The organism is Alteriqipengyuania flavescens, assembly GCF_030406725.1.
Classification (GTDB): Bacteria; Pseudomonadota; Alphaproteobacteria; order Sphingomonadales; family Sphingomonadaceae; genus Alteriqipengyuania_B; species Alteriqipengyuania_B flavescens.
In genome coordinates this window covers 2,506,449-2,528,642 of the sequence record NZ_CP129107.1, presented here as the reverse complement: position 1 = coordinate 2,528,642, position 22,194 = coordinate 2,506,449, and the positions used below count along the sequence as shown (strand labels likewise).

The 22,194-nt window shown below is 65.9% G+C and carries 17 protein-coding genes; 8 read left to right on the top strand and 9 right to left on the bottom strand.

From position 1 onward, the window contains the following. Window positions 1-25 precede the first annotated feature (25 nt). On the bottom strand, window positions 26-814 hold the full coding sequence (locus QQW98_RS12895; protein WP_290135335.1) for an NAD kinase: 789 nt from the start codon (window positions 812-814) through the stop codon (window positions 26-28). Window positions 815-869: 55 nt separating this feature from the next. On the opposite strand from QQW98_RS12895, the gene QQW98_RS12890 reads away from it, so the two are divergent. Beyond that, entirely contained in the window at window positions 870-2,216 is a 1,347-nt protein-coding gene (locus QQW98_RS12890) for an EAL domain-containing protein (protein ID WP_290135334.1), read from the top strand. Here the strand turns inward: QQW98_RS12890 and mfd are convergent. Beyond that, window positions 2,213-5,716: a transcription-repair coupling factor gene (mfd, locus tag QQW98_RS12885; protein WP_290135333.1), complete on the bottom strand. Its 3,504-nt coding sequence runs from the start codon at window positions 5,714-5,716 to the stop codon at window positions 2,213-2,215. The genes QQW98_RS12890 and mfd overlap by 4 nt on opposite strands. Before the next feature lie 36 nt (window positions 5,717-5,752). After that, window positions 5,753-6,031: an FAD assembly factor SdhE gene (locus QQW98_RS12880; protein ID WP_290135332.1), complete on the bottom strand. Its 279-nt coding sequence runs from the start codon at window positions 6,029-6,031 to the stop codon at window positions 5,753-5,755. Window positions 6,032-6,087: 56 nt separating this feature from the next. Here QQW98_RS12880 and recG point away from each other — a divergent pair, with 56 nt between their 5' ends. After that, entirely contained in the window at window positions 6,088-8,154 is a 2,067-nt protein-coding gene (recG, locus tag QQW98_RS12875; protein ID WP_290136945.1) for an ATP-dependent DNA helicase RecG, read from the top strand. On the opposite strand, the gene QQW98_RS12870 is transcribed toward recG, so the two are convergent. After that, window positions 8,151-9,275: a GGDEF domain-containing protein gene (locus tag QQW98_RS12870; RefSeq protein ID WP_290135331.1), complete on the bottom strand. Its 1,125-nt coding sequence runs from the start codon at window positions 9,273-9,275 to the stop codon at window positions 8,151-8,153. The two genes, recG and QQW98_RS12870, sit on opposite strands and share 4 nt — an antisense overlap. 261 nt (window positions 9,276-9,536) lie before the next feature. On the opposite strand from QQW98_RS12870, the gene QQW98_RS12865 reads away from it, so the two are divergent. The 4 genes from QQW98_RS12865 to dnaE all read left to right on the top strand — a co-directional run bounded on the left by QQW98_RS12865 (window position 9,537) and on the right by dnaE (window position 15,510). After that, window positions 9,537-10,778 (top strand): lipoprotein-releasing ABC transporter permease subunit, encoded by a 1,242-nt coding sequence (locus QQW98_RS12865; protein WP_290135330.1) that lies wholly within the window; start codon window positions 9,537-9,539, stop codon window positions 10,776-10,778. Further along, window positions 10,771-11,445, top strand: coding sequence for an ABC transporter ATP-binding protein (locus QQW98_RS12860; RefSeq protein WP_290135329.1), 675 nt, complete (start codon window positions 10,771-10,773; stop codon window positions 11,443-11,445). Before QQW98_RS12865 ends, QQW98_RS12860 begins: the two co-directional genes overlap by 8 nt. A 50-nt stretch (window positions 11,446-11,495) precedes the next feature. Then, complete coding sequence (locus QQW98_RS12855; protein ID WP_290135328.1) at window positions 11,496-11,777, top strand: hypothetical protein; 282 nt, start codon at window positions 11,496-11,498, stop codon at window positions 11,775-11,777. A 259-nt stretch (window positions 11,778-12,036) separates the two neighbouring features. Further along, on the top strand, window positions 12,037-15,510 hold the full coding sequence (gene dnaE / locus QQW98_RS12850; RefSeq protein ID WP_290135327.1) for a DNA polymerase III subunit alpha: 3,474 nt from the start codon (window positions 12,037-12,039) through the stop codon (window positions 15,508-15,510). Here dnaE and QQW98_RS12845 read toward each other — a convergent pair. After that, window positions 15,433-15,870 (bottom strand): hypothetical protein, encoded by a 438-nt coding sequence (locus QQW98_RS12845; protein ID WP_290135326.1) that lies wholly within the window; start codon window positions 15,868-15,870, stop codon window positions 15,433-15,435. The genes dnaE and QQW98_RS12845 overlap by 78 nt on opposite strands. Before the next feature lie 31 nt (window positions 15,871-15,901). On the opposite strand from QQW98_RS12845, the gene QQW98_RS12840 reads away from it, so the two are divergent. Continuing rightward, window positions 15,902-17,500, top strand: coding sequence for a long-chain fatty acid--CoA ligase (locus QQW98_RS12840; RefSeq protein ID WP_290135325.1), 1,599 nt, complete (start codon window positions 15,902-15,904; stop codon window positions 17,498-17,500). Between the two features lie 2 nt (window positions 17,501-17,502). Then, window positions 17,503-17,934, top strand: a complete 432-nt coding sequence (locus tag QQW98_RS12835) for a DUF1330 domain-containing protein (RefSeq protein ID WP_290135324.1) — start codon at window positions 17,503-17,505, stop codon at window positions 17,932-17,934. Between the two features lie 18 nt (window positions 17,935-17,952). Here the strand turns inward: QQW98_RS12835 and QQW98_RS12830 are convergent, their stop codons facing one another. The 4 genes from QQW98_RS12830 to QQW98_RS12815 all read right to left on the bottom strand — a co-directional run bounded on the left by QQW98_RS12830 (window position 17,953) and on the right by QQW98_RS12815 (window position 22,177). Then, window positions 17,953-18,465: a YbjN domain-containing protein gene (locus QQW98_RS12830; protein WP_290135323.1), complete on the bottom strand. Its 513-nt coding sequence runs from the start codon at window positions 18,463-18,465 to the stop codon at window positions 17,953-17,955. A gap of 111 nt (window positions 18,466-18,576) precedes the next feature. Next, complete coding sequence (locus QQW98_RS12825) at window positions 18,577-19,662, bottom strand: PA0069 family radical SAM protein (protein WP_290135322.1); 1,086 nt, start codon at window positions 19,660-19,662, stop codon at window positions 18,577-18,579. A gap of 42 nt (window positions 19,663-19,704) precedes the next feature. Continuing rightward, complete coding sequence (locus tag QQW98_RS12820; RefSeq protein ID WP_290135321.1) at window positions 19,705-21,417, bottom strand: transglycosylase SLT domain-containing protein; 1,713 nt, start codon at window positions 21,415-21,417, stop codon at window positions 19,705-19,707. Next, window positions 21,410-22,177, bottom strand: a complete 768-nt coding sequence (locus QQW98_RS12815; RefSeq protein WP_290135320.1) for a uracil-DNA glycosylase family protein — start codon at window positions 22,175-22,177, stop codon at window positions 21,410-21,412. The genes QQW98_RS12820 and QQW98_RS12815 overlap by 8 nt, the downstream gene beginning before the upstream one ends. Window positions 22,178-22,194: the final 17 nt, after the last annotated feature.

Sequence of the window (22,194 nt, the reverse complement as noted above, 5' to 3'; positions counted from 1 at the left end):
TTTGGCCATTTTCGACCGGGCGGCCTCAGGCGATGAATTGTTCGGCGACGATCCGCTCGTCAAGGCTGTGGCCGGGGTCGAACAGCAGCGTCAGTTCCATGTCCTGCGCGATGGAAATGGCAAGTTCGGCGATGTCGCGCAGCTCGGTCTGGTCGGCCACGGCAGCAACCGGGCGCTTGTCCGCTTCCAGCACGCGGAAGCGCACGTCGAACCGGTCCGGCAGGATCGCCCCGCGCCACCTACGCGGGCGAAAGGCGCTGATCGGGGTGAGGGCGAGCATGTTGGAACCCAGCGGCAGGATCGGGCCATTGGCAGACAGATTGTAGGCGGTCGAACCCGCCGGCGTCGCCAGCAACACCCCGTCGCAGCTGAGTTCGGGAAGGCGGATCTTGCCGTTGACCGAAATCTCGATTTTCGCGGTCTGGCGCGTTTCGCGAAGCAGGCTTACTTCGTTGATGGCGCAATGGCGTTGCTGGCTGCCGTCGTGCAGCGTCGCGTCCATGACCAGCGGCGACACGGCGAAGCTGCGCGCCCGGGCGATCCGGTCGAGCAACCTAGCCGCGCCGCGATAGCGGTTCATCAGGAAGCCCACCGTGCCGAGATTCATCCCGTAGGCAGGGATGACACGCCCGTTGTCGAGCATGCGATGGAGGGTCTGCAGCATGTAACCGTCACCGCCCAGGACCACCACCGCGTCCGCCTCTTCCAGCGGGACCCAGTCGAACTGGTCGCGCAGTTCGGTGTAGGCTTCCTGCGCCCTCGGCGTGTCGGATGCGCCGAGGGCGAGGGCGTCGAAGGAATTGCGCTTCGTCATTGGCGCGGCACCCTAGCGTCGGCGCGCGAAATGGGAAGGAATTCTCAACCGCCTGATGGTAGGCACCTGCGCGATGGTGACGAACGCTGCCAATGAGCCCGGACCGGACGAGCTTCCCGGTGGACGCGACCGGCTGACCGGGCTGGAAGGCCTCGCCGGTGCGCGCGCGCGCCTGGAACGCTGGCGAGACGAGGCGGGGGAGGGGCCTGCGCCGGTGCAGGCGATGCTGATGGGCCTGCGCCGTTTCGATGCGGTGAACCTCGCCTATGGCGCGGACGCGGGCGATGCCGCGCTGGTCGAGGTCGCCGGACGCCTGCTCCATTTCGCGGCGGCGGAAATCGAAGGGGAATGGCTCGTCGCACGCCTCGGCGGGGGCACCTTCCTGTTTGCGGCGAACGAGGCGAGCAGCAGGGAACGCTGGCAATCGCTGGCGGAAATGCTTGCTGCGGCGATCGCCCGGCCGCTGGGCAATATCTCGGCGGGCAGCGCTATGCGCCTGTGGCCGCGGATCGCGCTGATGCGGGCGAAAGGGCGGTACGAGCCGCAGAAGCTGATCGGGGCGATGGCGCACACGCTCGAAGGCCTCGGTCAGCACGAAGGGCGTCGCATCGGTTGGGTCGACGGCGACGACGTGCCGCAAGGGCGCGGCGTGGCGCAGCTGGAAGGCGACCTGCTCGCCGCGCTGGAGCGCAAGGAAATTTCCGTCCTGTTCCAGCCGCAGTTCGACTGCAGGACCGGCCGCATCGTCGGCGCGGAGGCGCTCGCGAGGTGGGAACATCCCGAACTCGGACGTCTGGGTGCGGAGGCCTTGTTCGGCATTGCCACCCGGGCGGACCAGACTGCCCAGCTATCGAACCATATTGCGCGCGAGGCCCTGTCGCTGGCTGCGGACTGGCCAGAGGGCCTGCGCCTGTCGCTCAACATCACGCCGGCCGACCTGGCGACCGTGGGCTACGTCGCCGAGATGATCGGACTGATCGATGCGTCCGGCGTGCCTGCCGATTGCATTACGCTGGAAATTACCGAGCAGGCGCTGCTCGGCGATCTCGAGCGGGCGGCAGACCTGTTGCGCCGCTTTTCGGATCGCGGCCTCGCCATCGCACTCGACGATTTCGGGGCGGGGTTCTGCAACTTCCGCTACCTGAAGATCCTGCCGCTCGACTACCTGAAGCTCGACCGCACGATGGTGGAAGGCGTGTCGGACAACAGCCGTGATCTCGCCGTCCTGCGCGGCATCGTCACGATGGCCCACTCGCTCGGCCTGAAAGTCATCGTCGAGGGCATCGAACGGGAAGACCAGTGCGCCGTGATCGCGGCGGAGGGCTGCGAGTTCTACCAGGGGTTCCTCGGCGCGAAGCCGATGGAGGCAAAGGAGTTTCTTCAGCTTGCCAGCGCTGGCTAGACGCTCGCCTTGTCGCGCTTCTTCGCCTTTTTCACGATCCCGCTCAGGCCCTTGGTCAGCTGGAACAGGCCGTTGAGGCGCGATGAGGGATCGCCCCAGGCGCGGTTGACCTGGAGCTTCATGTCGGGGCGCAGCTTGGCGCTGTCGGCGCGGCCTTCGTTGAGGCGTTCGACATAGGCGATGAGGCCTGCGGGGTCGGGAAATTCGTTCTTGTGGAAGGTCACCAGCGTGCCCCGCGCGCCGACATCGATCTTGGCGATGTTGGCGGCGATGGCCTGGTGCTTGATTTCCAGCAGGCGGACGAGGTTCGCGGTGGCCGCGGGCAAGTCCCCGAAGCGGTCGATCATCTCGGCCGCCATGCTTTCGATTTCCGCCTTGTCCTGCGCATCGTTGAGGCGGCGGTACAGCGCCATGCGCACGGCGAGGTCGGGCACGTAATCTTCCGGGATCATGATCGGAGCATCGACGGTGATCTGCGGGCTGAGCCCGCTTGAATCGCGTTCCAGCCCGCTGTCGCCCGCCTTCAGGGCCAGGATCGCGTCTTCCAGCATCGACTGGTACAGCTCGAAGCCGACTTCCTTGATATGGCCGGACTGCTCGTCGCCGATCAGGTTGCCGGCGCCGCGAATGTCGAGGTCGTGGCTGGCAAGCTGGAAGCCCGCGCCGAGGCTGTCGAGATCGCCGAGGACCTTGAGCCGCTTTTCCGCTATTTCGGACAATTGCATGTCGGGCGCGTAGGTGAGGTAGGCGTAAGCGCGGATTTTCGACCGGCCCACGCGTCCACGCAACTGGTAAAGCTGGGCGAGGCCGAAGCGGTCAGCGCGGTGGATGATGATCGTATTGGCGCTGGGAATGTCGAGCCCGCTTTCGACGATGGTGGTCGACAGCAGCACGTCGTATTTCTTTTCGTAGAAGGCGCTCATCCGCTCTTCCACTTCGGTCGGGCTCATCTGGCCGTGGGCGGTCACGAATTTCACTTCCGGCACCGCGTCGCGCAGCCATTCCTCCAGCTCCGCCATGTCGGCGATGCGGGGGACGACGATGAAGCTTTGCCCGCCGCGATGATGCTCGCGCAGCAGCGCTTCGCGCATCACGATCTCGTCCCATTCCATCACGTAGGTACGCACAGCAAGGCGATCGACCGGCGGTGTCTGGATGGTGGAAAGCTCGCGCAGGCCCGTCATCGCCATCTGCAGCGTGCGCGGGATCGGCGTGGCGGTCAGGGTGAGGACGTGAACGTCGGCGCGCAGCTGTTTCAGCTTTTCCTTGTGGGTAACGCCGAAGCGCTGTTCCTCGTCCACGATGACGAGGCCGAGGCGCTTGAACTTGGTGCTCTTCGACAGGATGGCGTGGGTGCCGACGACGATGTCGATATCGCCGCTTTCCACCCCTTCGCGCGTGTCCTTCATTTCCTTCGACGGAACGAGGCGCGAAAGGCGGCCGATCTTGAGCGGGAAGCCGGCGAAGCGTTCGCAGAAATTCTGGTAATGCTGGCGGGCGAGCAGGGTGGTGGGCGCAATCATCACCACCTGCTGGCCGCTCATCGCCGCGGTGAAGGCGGCGCGCAGCGCGACCTCGGTCTTGCCGAAACCGACATCGCCGCAAACGAGGCGGTCCATCGGCCGCCCCCGTGCAAGGTCGCGCATCGTGTCGTCGATGGCGGCATCCTGGTCGTCCGTCTCCTCCCACGGGAAGCGGTCGACGAACTGGGTGTAGGCGTTGGGTTCGACCTCGATCACCGGCGCCTGGCGCAGGGCGCGCGCGGCCGCGGTGTTCATCAGGTCGCCGGCGATGGCGCGGATGCGCTCTTTCAGCTTGGCCTTGCGTTTTTGCCATGCCTCGCCGCCCAGCCGGTCGAGCGCCACGCCCTCGTTCTCGCTGCCGTAGCGGCTGAGGACGTCGATATTCTCGACCGGGATGTAGAGCTTGTCGCCGCCCGAATACTCCAGCATCACGCAGTCGTGCTGGCTCTTGCCGACGGCGATGGGTTCGAGGCCGAGGTAGCGCCCGATGCCGTGGTCCATGTGCACGACGAGGTCGCCCCGGTTGAGCGACTGCAATTCCGCCAGGAAGGCATCGGCGCTCTTGCGCTTCTTGCGGCGACGAACGAGCCGGTCGCCGAGCAGATCCTGTTCGGTGACGAGTTCAAGCTCGTCGTTCGCAAAGCCGCTCTCGAGCGGCAGGACCATCGCGGCGAGCGTGCCCTTGGCCGACGATCCGAGCGCTTCCTGCCAGCTGTCGACCAGCGCAACCTTCTGCCCCGCTTCCTCGATGATGGAGGCCATGCGCGCGCGGCTGCCGGTGGAGTAGGCGGCAAGCATCGGCTTGCGGCCCGATTTCGCGACCGCCGCGAAATGCTTTGCCGCAGCTTCGTAGGCATTGGCGTTCTGTGTCCGCTCCGGCGTGAAATCGCGGCTTGCGCGGAAGGCGAAGTCGAGCACCGTGTCGCTTTCCGGCTCGTCGAAGATGGAGGTGCGGTGGATCGGGCGCGCGGCGGCCGCTTCGGCAAATTCGCTTTCGCTCAGGTACAGCGCATCGGCGGCGAGCGGACGGTAGTTGCCCTTCGCCTGCCCGGCGGTGTCGGTGCGCGCCTTGCGATAGTCGGCGACGTCGGTCAGCCGTTCCTCGACCGCGGCAACCGCGCCGCCGTCCATGATGCACACATCGCCGTCCGACAGGTGGTCGAACAAAGTCGCCATCCGCTCCTCGAACATCGGCAGCCAGTGTTCCATGCCTGCCAGCCGGCGCCCGTCGCTGACCGCTTCGTACAGCGGGTCCTGCGTGGCGGCCGCGCCGAATTTCTCGCGATAGCGGCTACGGAAGCGCTTTATGCTTTCCTCGTCCAGCAGTGCTTCGCTGGCGGGTAGCAACAGGTGGGAATCGAGCGCGCCGACAGTGCGCTGCGTGTTCGGATCGAACAGGCGCAGGCTTTCCAGTTGGTCGCCGAAGAAATCGAGCCGCAAGCCGTTTTCGAGCCCGCTCGGGAAGATGTCGAAAATCGATCCCCGCACGGCAAATTCGCCGTGGTCGATGACCGTGTCGGTGCGGCCGTAACCCTGCCGCTGGAGCAGCTTGCTCAGGCTATCGTGTCCGATCTCCATCCCCGGCTTAAGCTCGCGCACGCTTTCGCGGATGCGGAAAGGGGTGAGCACGCGTTGCAGCACCGCGTTGACGGTGGTGACGAGCAATTGGTTGGACGCCTTACCGGTCTGCAGGCGGTAGAGGGCGGACAGGCGGCGCGCGCTGACGGACAGGGCAGGGCTCGCGCGGTCGTAGGGCAGGCAGTCCCAGGCCGGAAACTCGATCACCTCCAGTTCGGGCGCGAAGAAACGCGCCGCATCGGCGACCGATGCCATCGCCGTTTCATCGGGCGCGATGAAGACGCCGCGGCCCTTTGCGGCGCGCGCGAGATCACCCATCACCAGCGGCTGCGCGCCGCGGGCGAGATGGGCCAGCGTCAGCGGCTGCGCGGCGGAAAGGATGCGGGAGAGATCGGGCATTACAGGCTCAAGGCAGGGCGGCGGCGGGCGTTCCCGTCAGCGCGGGATTTCGACATAGTCGAGCTTCTGCATCGCCTCCATCTGCGCGCCGGCGAAGCGTTCCGGCACGGGCTGGGTTTGCAGCGCCCACGCCATCACGTCGACATCGTCATGGTCCAGAAGCGCCTCGAACCAGACGAGGTCTTCTTCCGACCAGCTGCTTGCGTAGCGATCGAGGAAGCCGCCGATCATATAGTCGGCCTCGCGCGTGCCGCGGTGCCAGGCGCGAAACCGGGCGCGGGCGAGACGGGTGGGGTCGAGCTGGGCGGGAGGCATGGCGGCGCGGGTAGGGCACTCGCCAAGCGCGCGCAAGAAGCTATAGGATGGCTCCCATGCGGCCCGAAGTCCTCAACCCTCTGTTCGCCGAAGTGGAGACGCTGGACGGCGTCGGGCCGAAACTGCGCAAGCCGCTGGAAAAGCTCGGCCTCGGCCGCATTCGCGACGTCTCCTATCACTTGCCGGACCGCTTCGTGGAACGCCGCGCCGTGGCCGATCTCGACGAAGCGGGCGTGGGCGAGCAGATCGTGGTGGCGCTGACCCCGACGGAGCATCGCGCGAGCCGCTCGCCGCGCGGGCCGTACCGCATCCTCGCGCAGGACGCGAAGGGCAACATCTGCGCGCTGACATATTTCGGACGCGCCGCCTACACCGGCAAGAAGCTGCTGCCGGTGGGCGAGACGCGGTGGATCGCGGGGCGCCTCGACCAGTACGACCAGATGCTCCAGATCGTGCATCCCGAACAGGTCGAGACCGAAAGCAGCGCAGCCATGGGCCGCTTGCTGGAACCGGTGTACCCGCTGTCCGAAGGCCTGACCCAGCCGAAAGTCATCTCGCTGGTCGCGCAGGCGCTGGCGAAACTGCCGCAACTGCCCGAATGGATCGAGCGCGGACAGCTGGACAGGGCGCAGTGGCCCGGCTGGCAGGATGCGCTGCACCTGGCGCACAAGGGCCCGCACGAGGCCGCGCGCGACCGGCTCGCCTATGACGAGCTACTCGCCAACAGCCTCGCGCTGATGCTGGTGCGTGAAAGCAGGCGCAAGCGGCAGGGTCTGGCGTTGCAGGGCGACGGGCGGCTGCGCGACAGGCTGGAACTGCCGTTCCCGCTGACAGGTGCGCAGCGGCGCTCGATCGACGAGATCGCCGGCGACATGGCGCAAGGCGCGCCGATGCTGCGCCTGCTGCAAGGCGATGTCGGGGCAGGCAAGACGGTGGTGGCCTTGGAAGCGATGCTGGTCGCCGTGGAGGCGAGTGCGCAGGCGGCGATGCTGGCACCGACCGAAATCCTCGCCCGCCAGCATTTCGAGACGCTGCGAAAAATGGCGGAGCCGACCGGCGTCACGGTGGCGCTGTTGACCGGCCGCGACAAGGGCAGGGCGCGCGAAGGCACGCTGATGGGCCTGCTCGACGGGTCGATCGACATCGTCGTGGGCACCCATGCCATCTTCCAGGACAGCGTGGCTTACAGGAACCTGGGCCTTGTCGTGATCGACGAACAGCACCGCTTCGGCGTCGGGCAGCGCTTGATGCTGAGCCAGAAGGGCAAGCGCCAGCCGCATACCCTGGCGATGACCGCCACGCCGATCCCGCGCACGCTGACGCTGGCGCAGTACGGCGAGATGGAAGTCAGCAAGCTCGACGAGCTGCCGCCGGGCCGGCAGGCGATCGATACGCGCGTGGTGGCGATGGAACGCTTGCCCGAAGTGGTGGACGGCGTCGCGCGCCACGTTGCGGGGGGGCAGCAGGCCTACTGGGTCTGCCCGATGGTGCGCGGCAGCGACAACGAGAGCGACGATCTTGCCGCCGCCGAAGCCCGCTTCGCCAGCCTGAAGGCGCGTTTCGGAGACGACATCGTCCTCGTCCACGGCCAGCTGCCGCCGGAAGAGAAGGATGCGAACATGCAGCGCTTCGCCGATGGGGCGGCAAAGGTGCTGGTCGCGACCACGGTGATCGAAGTCGGTGTGGACGTACCGAATTCCACGCTGATGGTCATCGAACAGGCCGAACGGTTCGGGCTGGCCCAACTGCACCAGCTGCGCGGGCGGGTGGGACGCGGGGCGGAGAAATCGACCTGCCTGCTGATGCGATCGAACGAATTGTCCGAAACGGCGCGCCGCCGGCTCGCGCTGATGCGCGAGACGCAGGACGGCTTCCGTATTGCGGAAGAAGACCTTGCCTTGCGCGGCGGGGGCGAATTGCTCGGTACGCGCCAGTCCGGCGACACGCCTTTCAACATCGCCAGCCTGGAGCAGATCCAGCGCCTGCTGCCCATCGCGCACGAGGATGCGCGCATGCTGGTCGACCGCGACGGCGGGCTCGACGGAGAGCGCGGGCAGGCGGCGCGGCTGCTGCTTTACCTGCTGGAACGCGATTACGGCGTGCAGTTGCTGCGCGGGGGCTAGGCTGCCAGCAAGACCCGGTCGCGCCCGCCATTCTTCGCGTCATAAAGCGCCTGGTCCGCCCGGGCGAGAAGGCTTTCGGCGGTGTCGTGAGGGCCGAGGGCGGCGATCCCGGTGCTCAGGGTGACGCTGATCGCCGAGCCGGTCTCCAGCTCCAGGTCGGAGGACTGCACGGCCAGTCTCAGCCGTTCGCACACATCGAAGGCGCTTTGCGCGGGCGCGGCAGGGAGGATCACGGCGAACTCCTCTCCGCCAAGTCTGCCGACAAGGTCTTCCGCGCGGACGATATCGACCGCAGTCAGGGCGACCCGGCGCAACACGGCATCGCCCGCGGGATGCCCGAAGGTGTCGTTGATCCGTTTGAAATGGTCGATGTCGAGCATGGCCACGGCGAGCGGGGCACGGCGCCGTTTGGCCCCGGCGACGGCGCGATCCAGCGCAGCGAGGAACTCGCGCCGGTTGGCGAGACCCGTAAGCTCGTCGGTCGCCGCAATTCTGCGAAGCTCGTTGCGGATTTCGGATTCGCGCCGCACGGACCGCTTGAGCGAAACGAGGACGGATATTCCGAGTGCGAGAAGGAGGAAGCCGACCAGCGTCAGGCTATATTGATAGTTTTCGGTTTCCGCCGCGGCGGCGTTGGCGCTGGCGAGCCTCGTTTCCAGCAGTTCGCGTTCCGACTGTTCGAACTGCAAGATGCTCGCCGAGACGCTTTCGATCTGGCGGCGACCATCGGCGATGGCGGTGCGGTCGACCGCGCCGTCGTGATCGCCATCGGCCTGGTTGGCGATGGTGTCCGACAGATCCTGCAACAGCAGGTTCGACTTGTCGCGTATTTCCCCGACCATTTCATGCCGGGGCGCATCGCTACGGGTGGCAATCTCCAACTGTTCCAGACGTCCGGCGATTTGTGGCCGGGCCTCTTCGAACGGCTGGAGGAACATCCGGTCGCCCGTCAGCAAATATCCGCGCTGACCGCGCACGGCCTGCAACAGCTGGATTTCCAGCTCGCTCGTTGCCGAAAGGACTTGCTGCGTCGTGCGCAGCTGGCGCGTGGCGGCATCGCGCTCGCCTGCTGCCTGGTGGGCCAGCAGGCTGGCTACCACCAGCATCGTCGCAAGTGCCATGACCACCGCGACGAAGCTGTAGCCTCGCCACGCGGATGTCCGGCTTGCGCTGCCGATTTTAGCCAATGTCGCCAGTATCGTTACCCCGGCCGCATTGTGCGGCGTCTTCGCCTACCCCGCCGTCGGTATCCATTGGTAGACGGCACGCGGACTTACTAGCGGAAAGGGCAGCGCCAATTCAGTTGCCCTTCAGGGGCGGGATGGGTAACTGCGCGCTGCATTCATGCTGAATTCCGAACCTTCCTTCACGGCGCGCACGCTTTGATCCTCTCCCCCTTCGAATGGACCATCGCCAAACGATATATGCTGCCCGGCCGCAGCGAGGGCTTCATTGCGCTCGTCGCGGGCATCAGCCTGGTCGCGGTGATGCTGGGCGTGGCCGCGCTCGTCATCGTAATGAGCGTGATGAACGGCTTCCGCGCCGAATTGCTGGACAAGTTCAGCGGCCTGAACGGCCACGCGGTTATCCAGGCCTACGGCAACCAGCTGGAAAACTGGGAAGATATCCTCAAGGAAGTGCGCGATACGCCGGGCGTCACCCGTGCTTCGCCGCTGATCGAGCAGCCGCTGCTCGCCAGTTACGAAGGCCGCGCCGCCGCAATCATGGCCCGCGGCAACCTGCAGGCGGATATCGACCGGCTTGAGCCGAACCTGCTGCAAGGCGACCTCGGCGCACTGCAGCCGGGGTCCAACAAGGTCGCCATCGGGTCGCGGCTGGCGCAGAACCTGGGCCTCCAGCTGGGCCAGACGCTCACAATCATCAACCCGCAGGGCCGCTCCACGCCCTTCGGCACCGTTCCGCGCCAGATCGGCTACGAAGTCGCGGCGATTTTCGAGGTCGGGGTGTACGATTTCGACCAGACCTTTGTCGTCATGCCGATGAAGGACGCGCAGACCCTGCTGCTGATCGGCGACACCGTCGGCATGATCGAGGTGATGACCGACGATCCGGATTCGGTCACGCAGACGCTGGCCCCGGTGACGGAAAGCCTGGCCGGACGCGCCGTCGTGACCGACTGGAAAAGCATCAACAGCTCGCTGTTCGAGGCGCTGGAGATCGAACGGGTGGCGATGTTCGTGATCCTGTCGATTATCGTGCTGGTGGCGGTGTTCAACATCCTGTCCAGCCTGATCATGCTTGTGCGCGCCAAGACCCGCGATATCGCCATCATGCGCACGATGGGCGCGACGCGGCGCAGCCTGCTGAAAATCTTCGTTACCGCCGGCTTCCTGATCGGCGCGCTCGGCACCATCGCCGGGGTCGTCCTCGGCCTCGTCCTGCTGTTCTTTCGGCAGGGGATCATCGAAGGCGTGCAGTGGATGATGGGGGTCGAATTGTGGAACCCGGAAGTGCGTTTCCTGACCGAGCTGCCCGCGCGCGTCGATCCGGCAGAGATCGTTGCGATCTGCGTCATGGCACTGGTCTTCAGTTTCATCGCCACGCTCTATCCGGCGCGCCGTGCCGCCAGCACGGATCCGGTGCAGGTGCTGCGTTATGAGTAGCCCGGTCGTCGAACTTCGCGGCCTGACCCGCAGTTTCGAGCAGGGCGGAGTGCGCATCGACGTGCTGCGCGGCATCGACCTCGTCATCCAGCCGGGCGAGATCGTCGCCCTGCTCGGGCCGTCGGGTTCGGGCAAGTCGACCATGCTGCAGGCCGTCGGCCTGCTGGAAGGCGGCTTTGGCGGCTCCATCCGCATCGCGGGCGAAGCGGCGGAAAAGATGGACGGCGACGAACGCACGAGACTGCGCCGCGACCACCTCGGCTTCGTCTACCAGTTCCACCACCTGCTGCCGGATTTCAACGCGAGCGAGAACGTGGTCCTCCCGCAACTGGTGGCCGAAGTGCCGAAAGACGCGGCGGAAGCGCGCGCCGGCGAGCTTCTTACCTCCCTCGGCCTCGGCCACCGGCTCGATCACCGGCCGAGCCAGCTTTCCGGCGGCGAACAGCAGCGCGTGGCGGTCGCCCGCGCGCTTGCCAACAAGCCGCGGCTCGTGCTGGCTGACGAGCCGACGGGTAATTTGGACGAACATACCTCCGACAAGGTGCTCGAACAGTTCCTCGCGCTGGTTCGGGGTGAAGGCAGCGCCGCGCTCGTCGCCACCCATAACGAGCGGCTGGCGGCGAAGATGGACCGGGTGGTCCGCCTGCACGACGGCGTGCTCCGATAGGAAACGCCTCACGCTGCGGTGCGTTACCTCCCAAACACCGGAGGAATTTCATGAGCGACCATCCCAGCACATTCGACGGCGACAGCACCGAGCACGAGGGCTTCGCGTGGGACGACCGCGCCTCGCTCCACCGCAAGGACGATGGCGGCGGCGTGCGCGACAGCGCCAAGGGCCTACGTAGCGGCACGTTTGCGGATCTGGTCCGCCACATGATGCTGCTGCCCGCCGAAGAACGCCGGGCCTATTACATCGAGAAGGCGGGCGACCGCGAATACCACGCCGAAGAGGTCGCCGCGCTGGCGGGCCGGCCCGATTTCCCGCGCGAAGACTGACCGGGGCGAGGGGGGGCAATCGACGGTGGTGCCCACGCCGCTGGCCGGGTTCTTCTTCGTGTCGGCCTATCTCTATCTTGCGATAGTAGGGCGGAACATCCCCGTGTGGGTGTAGACATTCCTCGCGGTCCTCGTGATCTACGGCGCTTTCTCGACAATGCGCGACACCCGCCGGAAGATCGGACAAGCGGAGGAGAAGTGAGGGGATAGGCGCACGCTGCGCCTTGGCGAATCCCGCCGGCGTTCGCATATTGGCGCCATGGCTTTCGCTCCCTTCGTCCCTTTACGCGTCCTTTCCAGCTATTCGATGCTGGAGGGGGCAATCGAGCCCAAGGCCATTGCCAAGCTGGCGAAGGAGCGCAGTTTCCCCGCAATCGCTATCTGCGACCGCAACGGGCTTTACGGCTCGGTCGCCTTCGCTGCCGCCTGCTTCGACGAGGGGATCCAGCCCATCGTCGGTACGCTGCTGGGCGTGGCGCGGGAACAGGGCGGGGCCGGCGTCGATTACCTGCCGCTCTATGCGCAGGACGAGGCGGGGTGGGACAACTTGTGCCATCTCGTCAGCCGCGCGCATCTGGACCGGCCGCTGGAGCTGGAACCGCACGTCCGGCTGGACGATCTGGAAGGCCAGACCGATGGTCTGATCGCGCTCACCGGCGCGAGCGAGGGCGGGCTGACGCGGCTGTTGGCAGACGGGCAGGCCGATCATGCAGAGGCGCTGCTCTCGCGCCTCGAAAGCCTGTTTCCGCAGCGTCTCTATATCGAGCTCGCGCGGCGCGGGAATGCGGTGGAGATTGCCGCCGAGGAAGCGCTGATCGATCTCGCCTATGCCCGCGACCTGCCGCTCGTCGCCACCAATCCCGCCAACTTCGCCGATCCGCATTTCTACGCGGCACACGACGCGATGCTGTGCATCGCCAATTCGACCCATATCGAGGCGGAAGACCGGCCGCGCAGCGCGAAGGACAGCTTCGTGAAGTCCGAGCGGATGATGGAAGAGGCTTTCGCCGACATTCCAGAAGCGCTCGCCAACACGCTGGTCGTGGCGCAGCGGTGCGCCGTCGCCCCGCCCAAGCGCCCGCCCATCTTGCCGAGCCTTGCCGGCGACCTCGAAGGCGAGGCGAAGATGCTGGCGGAGGATGCGCGCAAGGGCCTCGAAGCGCGGCTCGAACCCTATGGCGAAATGTCCGTCGAAGAGCGCAAGGCCTATTTCGACCGGCTCGATTTCGAAGTCGAGATTATCGTCGGGATGGGCTTTCCCGGCTACTTCCTGATTGTTGCGGACTTCATCAAGTGGGCCAAGGACAATGGCATTCCCGTGGGCCCGGGGCGCGGGTCGGGCGCAGGCAGCCTGGTCGCCTGGGCGCTGACCATCACGGACCTCGACCCGCTGAAACTGGGCCTGCTGTTCGAACGCTTCCTCAACCCGGAACGCGTGTCGATGCCCGACTTCGACATCGACTTCTGCGAAACGCGCCGCGGCGAGGTGATCCGCTACGTGCAGGCGAAATACGGCGCCGATCACGTTGCGCAGATCATCACTTTCGGCAAGATGAAGGCCCGCGCCGTGCTGCGCGATTGCGGGCGTATCCTGCAGATGAGCTACGGTCATGTCGACCGGCTCTGCAAGATGGTGCCGAACCACCCGACCGACCCGTGGACGTTGCCGCGTGCACTGAACGGCGCGGCGGAATTCAAGCGCGAATACAGCAACGACAACGAGGTGAAGCGCCTCGTCGACCTGGCGTTGCAGCTGGAAGGGCTACCTCGCAACAGCTCGACCCACGCGGCGGGCGTGGTGATCGGCGACCGCCCGCTGGCCAGGCTCGTGCCTCTTTACCGCGATCCGCGCTCTGACATGCCAGTGACCCAGTTCGACATGAAATATGTCGAATCGAGCGGACTGGTGAAATTCGACTTCCTCGGGCTGAAGACACTGTCGGTGCTCCAGAAGGCAGTCGACCTCCTCGCCCGGCGCGGGGTCGAAATCGACCTCGGCGCGCTGGCGTGGGACGATCCGGGCGTCTTCGACCTGCTCAAGCGCGGCGACACGGTCGGCGTTTTCCAGCTGGAATCGGAAGGCATGCGCCGCACGCTGACCGCGGTGAAGCCGACCAAGTTCGAGGATATCATCGCCCTCGTCTCGCTCTACCGCCCCGGCCCGATGGACAACATCCCGCTGTTCGGCAAGCGCAAGGCGGGCGAGGTGCCGATCGAGTACCCGCATCCCAAGCTGGAAGGCATCCTGGCGGAAACATACGGCATTTTCGTCTATCAGGAACAGGTGATGCAGGCCGCGCAGATCCTCGCCGGCTACTCGCTCGGCGATGCCGACCTGCTGCGCCGTGCGATGGGCAAGAAGGTTCAGGCGGAAATGGATGCGCAGCGCACCCGCTTCTGCGACGGGTGCCTGGAAGTGTCCGGCATCGACAGGAAACAGGCGAACGAGCTGTTCGACTTGATCGACAAGTTCGCCGGCTACGGCTTCAACAAGTCGCACGCGGCCGCCTACGCGCTGCTCGCCTACCAGACCGCGTGGCTGAAGGCGCATTACCCGGAAGAATTCTACGCCGCGTCCATGTGCTTCGACATGCACCAGTGGGAAAAGCTGGCGGTCTTCGTCGACGACATGCGCCGCAACGGCATCGACCTGTTGCCGCCCGATATCAACGAGAGCGAGGCTGAGTACGTGGTCCAGCCGACCGATGACGGGTATGCAGTGCGCTATGGCCTCGGCGGCCTGCGCAATGTCGGCGAAAAGGCGATGGCGGCCATAGTTTCGGAACGGGAGGGGAGCGGCAAGTTCACCTCCCTGGAGGAAATGTTCGGCCGCCTGCCGCAGGGCTGCATGAACCGCCGCCAGCTGGAAGCGCTCGCCTCTGCCGGGGCGTTCGACACGCTGGAGCCCAATCGCGCGCTCGTCCACGACAATGCGGAGCTGTTGATGGCGGTCGTCGATGCTGCGGAGCGGGAGCGGTCAAGTGGGCAGGCGGCCCTGTTCGGCGGGGAGGACGATGCCGGTTCCAACCTGCGCCTCAAGGAAACCGCCGAATGGTCGCGGCCCGACATGATGGCGAAAGAGCGCGAGACTTTCGGTTTCTATTTCTCCGCCCATCCGGTGCAGGCCTATCGAGAGGTGGCCAGCGCCAATGGTGCGCGCACCTATGCCGGGCTGATGGGCGGCGGGACCGAAAGCGCCGGGCGCAGCCGCGCGGTGATGGCCGCGCTGGTCGAGGGCGTGAACATCGGCAAGACGCGCAAGGGCAAGGACTTCATCCGCGCCGATTTCTCCGACACGACCGGCCAGTTCAGCGCAGCCTGTTTCGACGAGGAGCTGGTGGAACCGTTTCGCAAGTGGGCGGCCAGCGGCGAATGCGTTTTGCTGACTGTCGAGCTCGACCAGCCGAGCCCCGACGAACCTCCCCGTGTCACCGTGCGCGGCGCGCGGCCGCTTGGCGAAGTGACCAGCGCAGCACGGATGCTGTTGCGGCTCGACGTGGCCGACGAGGCGGGGCTTGCTCAGCTTGCCACCAGCGTTTCGCAGGATGCGCAGGCGACGGGAGAGATCGTGGTGCGCCTCGCCACCAGTGAAGGCTCTTTCGTGACGATGCGGCTCGGCCGCAATTTCCGCGTCGATGGCGAACTGGCCGAACGGCTAGGCGAGATCCCCGGTCTCGCCAACGTCAGTATCGCTGCCCGCAGCGGGAGCGACCGGCTGCGCCTCGTCGCGTGACGGCCTGCTAAAAAGGTTGGTGTAGCGAGCGACGACGAAAATCAGCGTCGGCAGGACCATGGTGTTTACGAGGTCGTGAACGTGGTCGAACAAGACCATCGGATTGCCTCGCGCGATACGGGTGAGCATGTCGACCAGCTCTCCGACAAGGGTTAGCAGCAGCACGGCCAGTAGCGGCGGCCAGTCCCACGCTCTGCGCCGGAGCAACAGGCACAGGGCGAGGAAGGCGATTACGCCTATATGCACATGCAACGCGTCCTTGGTGAGACCGGTAAGTTCGACCACATCGATCTTCGCTGCCTGAAACCATTCCATGGCGAACCCATGGGTCCGATTGCCAAGCGTGGCAAGGCGCTGCATGGTGCCCGCGACCGGATTTGAGGAGAGACGAATGCTGGGTGCGATGCAGGGCTGGACGATGCGGGTGACGCGGGTGATCGATCATGCGGCCCGGGAGGCCGGATCACGCGAGATCGTGACCCGCTGGGCCGATGGCAGCGAGACTCGCACCGACTGGGCCGGGATCAGGCGGGATGCCAAGAAGATGGCGCAGGCGCTGCAGTCGCTCGGCGTGAAGGAAGGCGACCGGGTGGCCAGCCTGGCGATGAACCATTCGCGCCATCTCGTCAGCTGGTATGGCGTCGCCGGCATGGGCGGCGTGCTCCACACCGTGAACCCGCGACTGTTCGAGGACCAGCTGGAGTTTATCGCCAACCACGCCGAAGACCGCGTTCTGCTGTACGATGCTATGTTCCAGCCGATCGTCGACAAGATGCGTGATCGCTGGACAACGATCGAGCACTACATCTGCTACGATTCCGGCGAACACAATCCGGCGTTCGAAGACTGGATCGCACCCTATGGCGAGGACTTCGACTGGGTCGAGGGCGACGAGCGTGATCCTTGCATGCTGTGCTACACCAGCGGCACCACTGGCAATCCGAAGGGTGTCCTTTACGAGCATCGTTCCACCGTTCTGCACGCGCTGGTCGGCCTGCAACCCGCCGCGTTCAATTTCAGCGCGAGCTCGGTCATGCTGCCGGTCGTGCCGATGTTCCATGCGGCGAGCTGGGGGCTGCCCTATGCCGGCGCGATGGCCGGCATCAAGTTCGTGTTTTCCGCCGTGAACGAACCGGCGGTTCTGGACGAACTAATGAAGCGCGAAGGCGTGACCGACAGCGCGGGTGTGCCGACGGTATGGCTTGCGCATTTCCAGTATTGCGATGCCACCGGCACCGACCTTCCCAAGCTGAAGTCTGCCACCATCGGTGGCTCCGCCGCACCGAAGTTCATGATCGAGCGGCTGATGAAGAACGGCACCCGCGTCCAGCACGCCTGGGGCATGACCGAAACCAGCCCCATCGGCACCGTCGGCGGGCCCACTGCCGATTGGGACCAGCTTTCGTTCGAGGAAAAGGTCGGCAAGACCGCGATGCAGGGCCGGCCGGTCTTCGGCGTGGAATTACGCACTGTCGATCTCGACGACATGAGCACCGAACTGCCGCGCGACGGCAAGACGAGCGGCGCGCTGCAAATCCGCGGGCCGTGGGTCATCAAGCGCTACTTCAAGGCGGAAGAGGACGCGGTCGATGCCGATGGCTGGTTCGACACCGGCGACGTCGGCATCCTCCACCCGGACGGAACCTTGCAACTGACCGACCGCACGAAGGACGTGATCAAGTCCGGCGGTGAGTGGATCAGCTCGGTCGAATTGGAAAACGCCGCGGTCGGCCATCCGGCAGTCGCCGAAGCGGCGGCCATCGGCATGCCGCATCCCAAATGGGACGAGCGACCCGTGCTGTTCGTCGTGAAGAAGGACGGGGCGGACTGCACGGGCGAGGAGGTGACCGCCTTCCTTGTCGACAAGGTCGCGAAGTGGTGGCTGCCCGACGCGGTGGAGTTCGTGGACGACATCCCGCACACCGCCACCGGCAAGATCAGCAAGAAGGACCTGCGCGCCCGCTTTGCCGACTACACGCTGGAAAGCTGACCATGGCGCAGCACATCGATCCGACGCGGGAGGCGTTCGAGCTCTTCAAGTCGCTGCCACGCGACGAGCCGATCCAGATGCTCAACCTGATCCGCTACCGCGAGAAGGCAGCTTATCCGGGCGATCATCCCCATGCGGCGAAGGGGTGGAGCGGGGAGGAAGCCTATCGCGAATATGGCAAGGCCAGCGGCCCGATATTCGAACGGGTCGGCGGCACGATCGTATGGCGCGGAAAGCCGCAGGTGACCCTGACCGGGCCGCAGGAAGAGGCTTGGGATGCGGGCTTCATCGCCGAATATCCCGACGCCGCGGCGTTCTTCAAAATGGTTACTGACGAGGATTATCGCCAGGCTGTGGTGAACCGCACGGCAGCCGTTGCGGACAGCAGGCTTATCCGCTTTGCAAAAGCGGGCGGCGGCAAGGGCTTCGCCTGACCGCCGCCCGCATTTAACCTATTCGGTCGAGCCGCCTTCGAGCACGATGGTTTCGAACGGTTCGCGCATGTTTTCAAACACGCGGAGGCCGACGCGGTAATTCTCCATCGAGATGCCGCCGTCGCTGATCAGGTAGCGCGTGTAATAGACCGATCCATCGTCACGCACTACGGCCTTGGCGGTGTTGTAGAGGCTGTTGAACTCGTTCGCGCGGCGCATAAGCTCGGTGCGCGAAACGCCTTCCGGCGCGCCATAGCTGGCAAGCAGGCGCATGCCTTCGCAGTTCGAGTTGCCGTTGCTGCAGACGCGGAACTCCGCGTAGGTGATGAGGCCGTTGCTGAAGACGATCCGCTTACCGCCGGTATCGCCGTCCATGTCGGTGTAGGTCGCGCCCATTTCGTCCATCACGGGCTTCATCGCCGATTCCGCGTCGAGGAACTTCACGATGGTGCTCTCGCGGAATTCCTGCGCCCCGGCGGGAGCTGCCATCATCATGGCGCCTGCACAAAGAGCGGTGGCTAGGTATTTCATTCTGTACCCCCCTGTTGGTTCGAAAGCGGCCTGCCAAGCCGCGTCCGCTTGTCGTTCTGACAAATCACTTACGACAATGCCACCCCTAAACAGAAGACTGATCGTCGACCGTCAGATGAGGGACAACTGACCTTCGGGGCCGGGCTTGCGGAAGCTGGTCGTGTCGAGCGCGAACTTCGGCTTGTCTAGGCCCGCGCGCTTCAGGGCGAGCGCGAAGCGGCGGCGGAAGAGGTCGGCCCACACGCCTTGCGGCCTGAAGCGCGTGAAGAAACCGGGATCGTTGTCGCGCCCGCCCCGCATGTCGCGCACGATGTTCATCACCTTGTCCTTGCGGTCCGGGAAATGGACATCGAGCCATTCGCGGAACAGGGGCGCGACCTCGTGCGGTAGCCTCAGCGGTATCCAGCCGGCAGAGCGCGCACCCGCCTCAGCCGCACGGGCGACGATATCTTCCATGAACTCGTCGGTCACCGCGGGGATTATCGGCGAAACACTGCAGTGCACCGGGATACCTTCTTCCGACAGGCGACCTATCGCGGCGAGCCGCTTCGCCGGGGCAGCGGCGCGAGGCTCCAACAAGCCTGACAGCCGCGGATCGAACGTGGTGACGGACAGCGACACCGCCACCAGATCGCGTCGCGCCAGCTCGGCGAGGAGGTCGAGATCGTCCAGCACGCGGTCCGACTTGGTCGTTATCGTCACCGGATGCAGGGTTTCCAGACACAGCCTGAGGATATCGCGCGTGATGCGATAGCGCCGCTCGATGGGCTGGTACGGATCCGTGTTCGTGCCCATTGCGATGGGGGCGGGCCGGTAGCCGCGTTTCGACAGCGTCGAACGCAGCAGTTCGGCCGAATTTGCCTTGGCGAACAGCCTAGTCTCGAAATCGAGACCGGGCGAGAGGTCGTGATAGGCGTGCGTCGGCCGGGCAAAGCAATAGACGCAGCCATGCTCGCAGCCGCGATAGGCATTGATCGACCGGTCGAAGGGGACATCGGGCGACTGGTTGAAAGTGACGATCGTCTTGGGGCGTTCCTCGATCACCGTGGTCCGCAGCTTGCCTGGCGGGCCGTCGAGTGCTTCCATCGCATCGCGCCAGTCGTCGTCAACCAGGCGCTCGGCCAAACCGAAGCGTTGCGGGACCGCGGAAGATTGCGCCCCCCGCCCGCGAATCCTGTCATCCGGTCCCGCTGCCATGTGCGGAACATAGAAGGAACAAAAGAGTCTGTCAGCCCATTTTTATCGCTGCACGCGCGGGAACATCGGCCACTTGTTTTCCGACAGGGCCCGGCGCGAGGGGGAGGGGGCATTCGCCTGCCGCTCGTACATCCAGTAATTGCGCGTGACGATGGCGACATAGCCGCGCGTTTCCCAATAGGGGATGGATTCCATGTAGAGCAGCGCGTCGCCCTGGTCGCGGACCTCGCCTTCCCAGCGGGTGACCGGCGTCAGCCCGGCGTTATAGGCGGCCATGATCTTCGGCAGCTTGCCCTGCGTGCCCCGGCTTTCACTCAGCACCTCGAGCGCGCGTTGGCCGAAGGCGAGATTGACGCTGGCATCGCGCAGGTCCGGGTTGTTCATGCCGAGCGAGGGCCCGTATTCACGCGCGGCAATCGGCATGATCTGCATCAGCCCGGTCGCGCCCGCACCGCTGACGACGCCGCGCTGGAAATTCGATTCCTGCAAGGCATGGGCATAGGCGAGGGCGGGATCGACTCTCCAGCCGCCGACCGGCTGCCATCGGGCCACCGGGAACTGCGCGGCAGGCTCCGGATCCGCGCCCCGCGGGGCGCGGTGGGCTAGCCACAGCTGCGTGCCCGGCAGGCCGAGGCCGCGAGCGAGGCGCGAGATGGCATTGAAATTGTCGCCGTCGACCACGCCGGAAAGGTGCCGCAATACTTCTCCGGCGATGTCCTCTTCGCCGATTTCGGACAGGGCGATGGCCATCTGCACTTCCGGCAGCCCGCCGATTTCGCGCCAGTCTTCGCCGTTGAAGTCGGTCCGCCCGAAACGATCGGGCTGCGCTTGTCCCAGCTGTTCCAGCGCCAACATGCCGTAGAGCGTGTTGTCGAGAACCGCCGCGCCGCGAAGCAGTTCGGCGGCACGTCCGGGGCGGCGGCAGCGGATCGTCGCGCGGCTCGCCCAGTAATAGGCAGCGGCCTGAAGTTCGGGATTGCTGGCGCGCCGCGCCGATTCCTCGAAATTGGAGCCCGCGGTCAGGCAGTCGCCCAGGCGCCATGCGGCCAGTCCGCCGACCCACGCACCTTCCGCGACCCACGGTCCCGTCCCGTCGTACACCGACTGCGCCATGGCCAGCGCCTGCGCATCCATGTTCTCGATGTAATAGCTCCACGCAACACGCTGGCGCCATTCTGCGCGCGCATCGGTGGAAAGCGTCGCATCGATCCCGTCGAGGAGCAGCCGTGCCCCGTCCGGATCGTCGTTCTTGATGCGGTCGAGGATGGCGTTGCTCATCTCCGAAGAGATCGTGCCGTCACCGGTCCCGCGCGGCAGGATACGCTTCGGCGCATATCCGCGCGGCTCCAGCCGCCGCTCGCGCGGCAGGATGAAGCCCTCCTGCGAACCGCGGGAGACTGCCAGAGCGTTGAGCCTTTCCGCATAAGGCAGCCGCCGGCCCTGCGGCATCCAGTTCGCAATCTGGTCCAGGCCGACGCGCGGGGATTCCGGATGCAGGTAAAGCTCTGCGCGGACAACCGGATCCAGCACCCCGACGCCTTGCGCCAGCAGGCTCTCCACCCGCGCCCAATCATTTGCCCGCAAGGCCGCGAACGCCTCCCGTGCGCGGCTGCGTTCGTCGGCCGCCAGCACCACTGGCACGGCGGCGGCGGGTTGCCGGGTGCTGAAATACTGGGCCGAATTGTCCTGCGCCGAAGCGGCAGCGGGGAGGGCGAGGCTTGCAAGGAAGGGAAGCAGCGGGAATTTCCTAGGCATCGGTACTCCGTTCGAGCCAGCGGTGCCACAACGCCCGGCGCGCCGGGGCCATGGCCAGCAATGTTGCGGGCTCTCGCCCTGCCAGCGCGTTTACCGCGATGTCGCCGGCGCGGATAGAGTCGAGCGCGGCAGCCTGTTCCGGATCTGCGCCGAGCAGCGGCAGGATGCTCCGCCCGAGGACGAGCAGGCGCTGGGGCTTGGCAAGGGCAACATGGTGCAGCGCCAGTGTGCCTAGCCCGGCATCCGCGAGCCGCGCCCAGTCCGCACCGGGCGTGTGGCGGGGCAGGACGCTTCCCAGCCGCACCTCGTCCGCCGCGAAGCCCATGGCGCGGATCATGTTGGCCAGCATCCCGCCTTGCAGGCCGGACAGCAGCACGTCGCGATCCTCCGCCTCAGGTTGCGGGACGAGGATCATCAGCGGCGCATTTTCCGGTCCGCGCGGGGCAGGGCGGGAAATTTCCGATCCCATCGCAAGGCTGGGCTCGGCCAGCCACCAGCTGTCGAAAGCCGGCAGGCTTTGTGGCCAGGCTTCCCGGTTCCCGCCGATCGCAATCGTGGGAGGGGGCGCATCGGCCACCGGTTTCGGCGCCGTTACGGCATGGGGAAGTTGCGCGGCCGGCTCCGGCTGCGCCAGCCAGTCGACCGGCTCCTCCACGAAGTCGCAATCCACCCCGGCCTCGCGCCACCACGCCTGCGCCGCCTCAATGGCACGCAGCGCGGATTCGCGGGTTTCCGCAGGGCTGGCAGGGGTCGTTGGCACGGGCCAAGGTCTTGACC

What these genes read in the sequence shown, in the direction of transcription:
- QQW98_RS12880 (WP_290135332.1), bottom strand. Translation starts at nt 6,031, where the DNA reads ATGCCTCCCGCCCAGCTCGACCCCACCCGTCTCGCCCGCGCCCGGTTT.
- QQW98_RS12860 (WP_290135329.1), top strand. Translation starts at nt 10,771, where the DNA reads ATGAGTAGCCCGGTCGTCGAACTTCGCGGCCTGACCCGCAGTTTCGAG.
- QQW98_RS12825 (WP_290135322.1), bottom strand. Translation starts at nt 19,662, where the DNA reads ATGGCAGCGGGACCGGATGACAGGATTCGCGGGCGGGGGGCGCAATCT.
- dnaE (WP_290135327.1), top strand. Translation starts at nt 12,037, where the DNA reads ATGGCTTTCGCTCCCTTCGTCCCTTTACGCGTCCTTTCCAGCTATTCG.
- QQW98_RS12820 (WP_290135321.1), bottom strand. Translation starts at nt 21,417, where the DNA reads ATGCCTAGGAAATTCCCGCTGCTTCCCTTCCTTGCAAGCCTCGCCCTC.
- mfd (WP_290135333.1), bottom strand. Translation starts at nt 5,716, where the DNA reads ATGCCCGATCTCTCCCGCATCCTTTCCGCCGCGCAGCCGCTGACGCTG.
- recG (WP_290136945.1), top strand. Translation starts at nt 6,088, where the DNA reads ATGCGGCCCGAAGTCCTCAACCCTCTGTTCGCCGAAGTGGAGACGCTG.
- QQW98_RS12830 (WP_290135323.1), bottom strand. Translation starts at nt 18,465, where the DNA reads ATGAAATACCTAGCCACCGCTCTTTGTGCAGGCGCCATGATGATGGCA.
- QQW98_RS12895 (WP_290135335.1), bottom strand. Translation starts at nt 814, where the DNA reads ATGACGAAGCGCAATTCCTTCGACGCCCTCGCCCTCGGCGCATCCGAC.
- QQW98_RS12890 (WP_290135334.1), top strand. Translation starts at nt 870, where the DNA reads ATGGTAGGCACCTGCGCGATGGTGACGAACGCTGCCAATGAGCCCGGA.
- QQW98_RS12845 (WP_290135326.1), bottom strand. Translation starts at nt 15,870, where the DNA reads ATGCAGCGCCTTGCCACGCTTGGCAATCGGACCCATGGGTTCGCCATG.
- QQW98_RS12840 (WP_290135325.1), top strand. Translation starts at nt 15,902, where the DNA reads ATGCTGGGTGCGATGCAGGGCTGGACGATGCGGGTGACGCGGGTGATC.
- QQW98_RS12855 (WP_290135328.1), top strand. Translation starts at nt 11,496, where the DNA reads ATGAGCGACCATCCCAGCACATTCGACGGCGACAGCACCGAGCACGAG.
- QQW98_RS12835 (WP_290135324.1), top strand. Translation starts at nt 17,503, where the DNA reads ATGGCGCAGCACATCGATCCGACGCGGGAGGCGTTCGAGCTCTTCAAG.
- QQW98_RS12870 (WP_290135331.1), bottom strand. Translation starts at nt 9,275, where the DNA reads ATGGCACTTGCGACGATGCTGGTGGTAGCCAGCCTGCTGGCCCACCAG.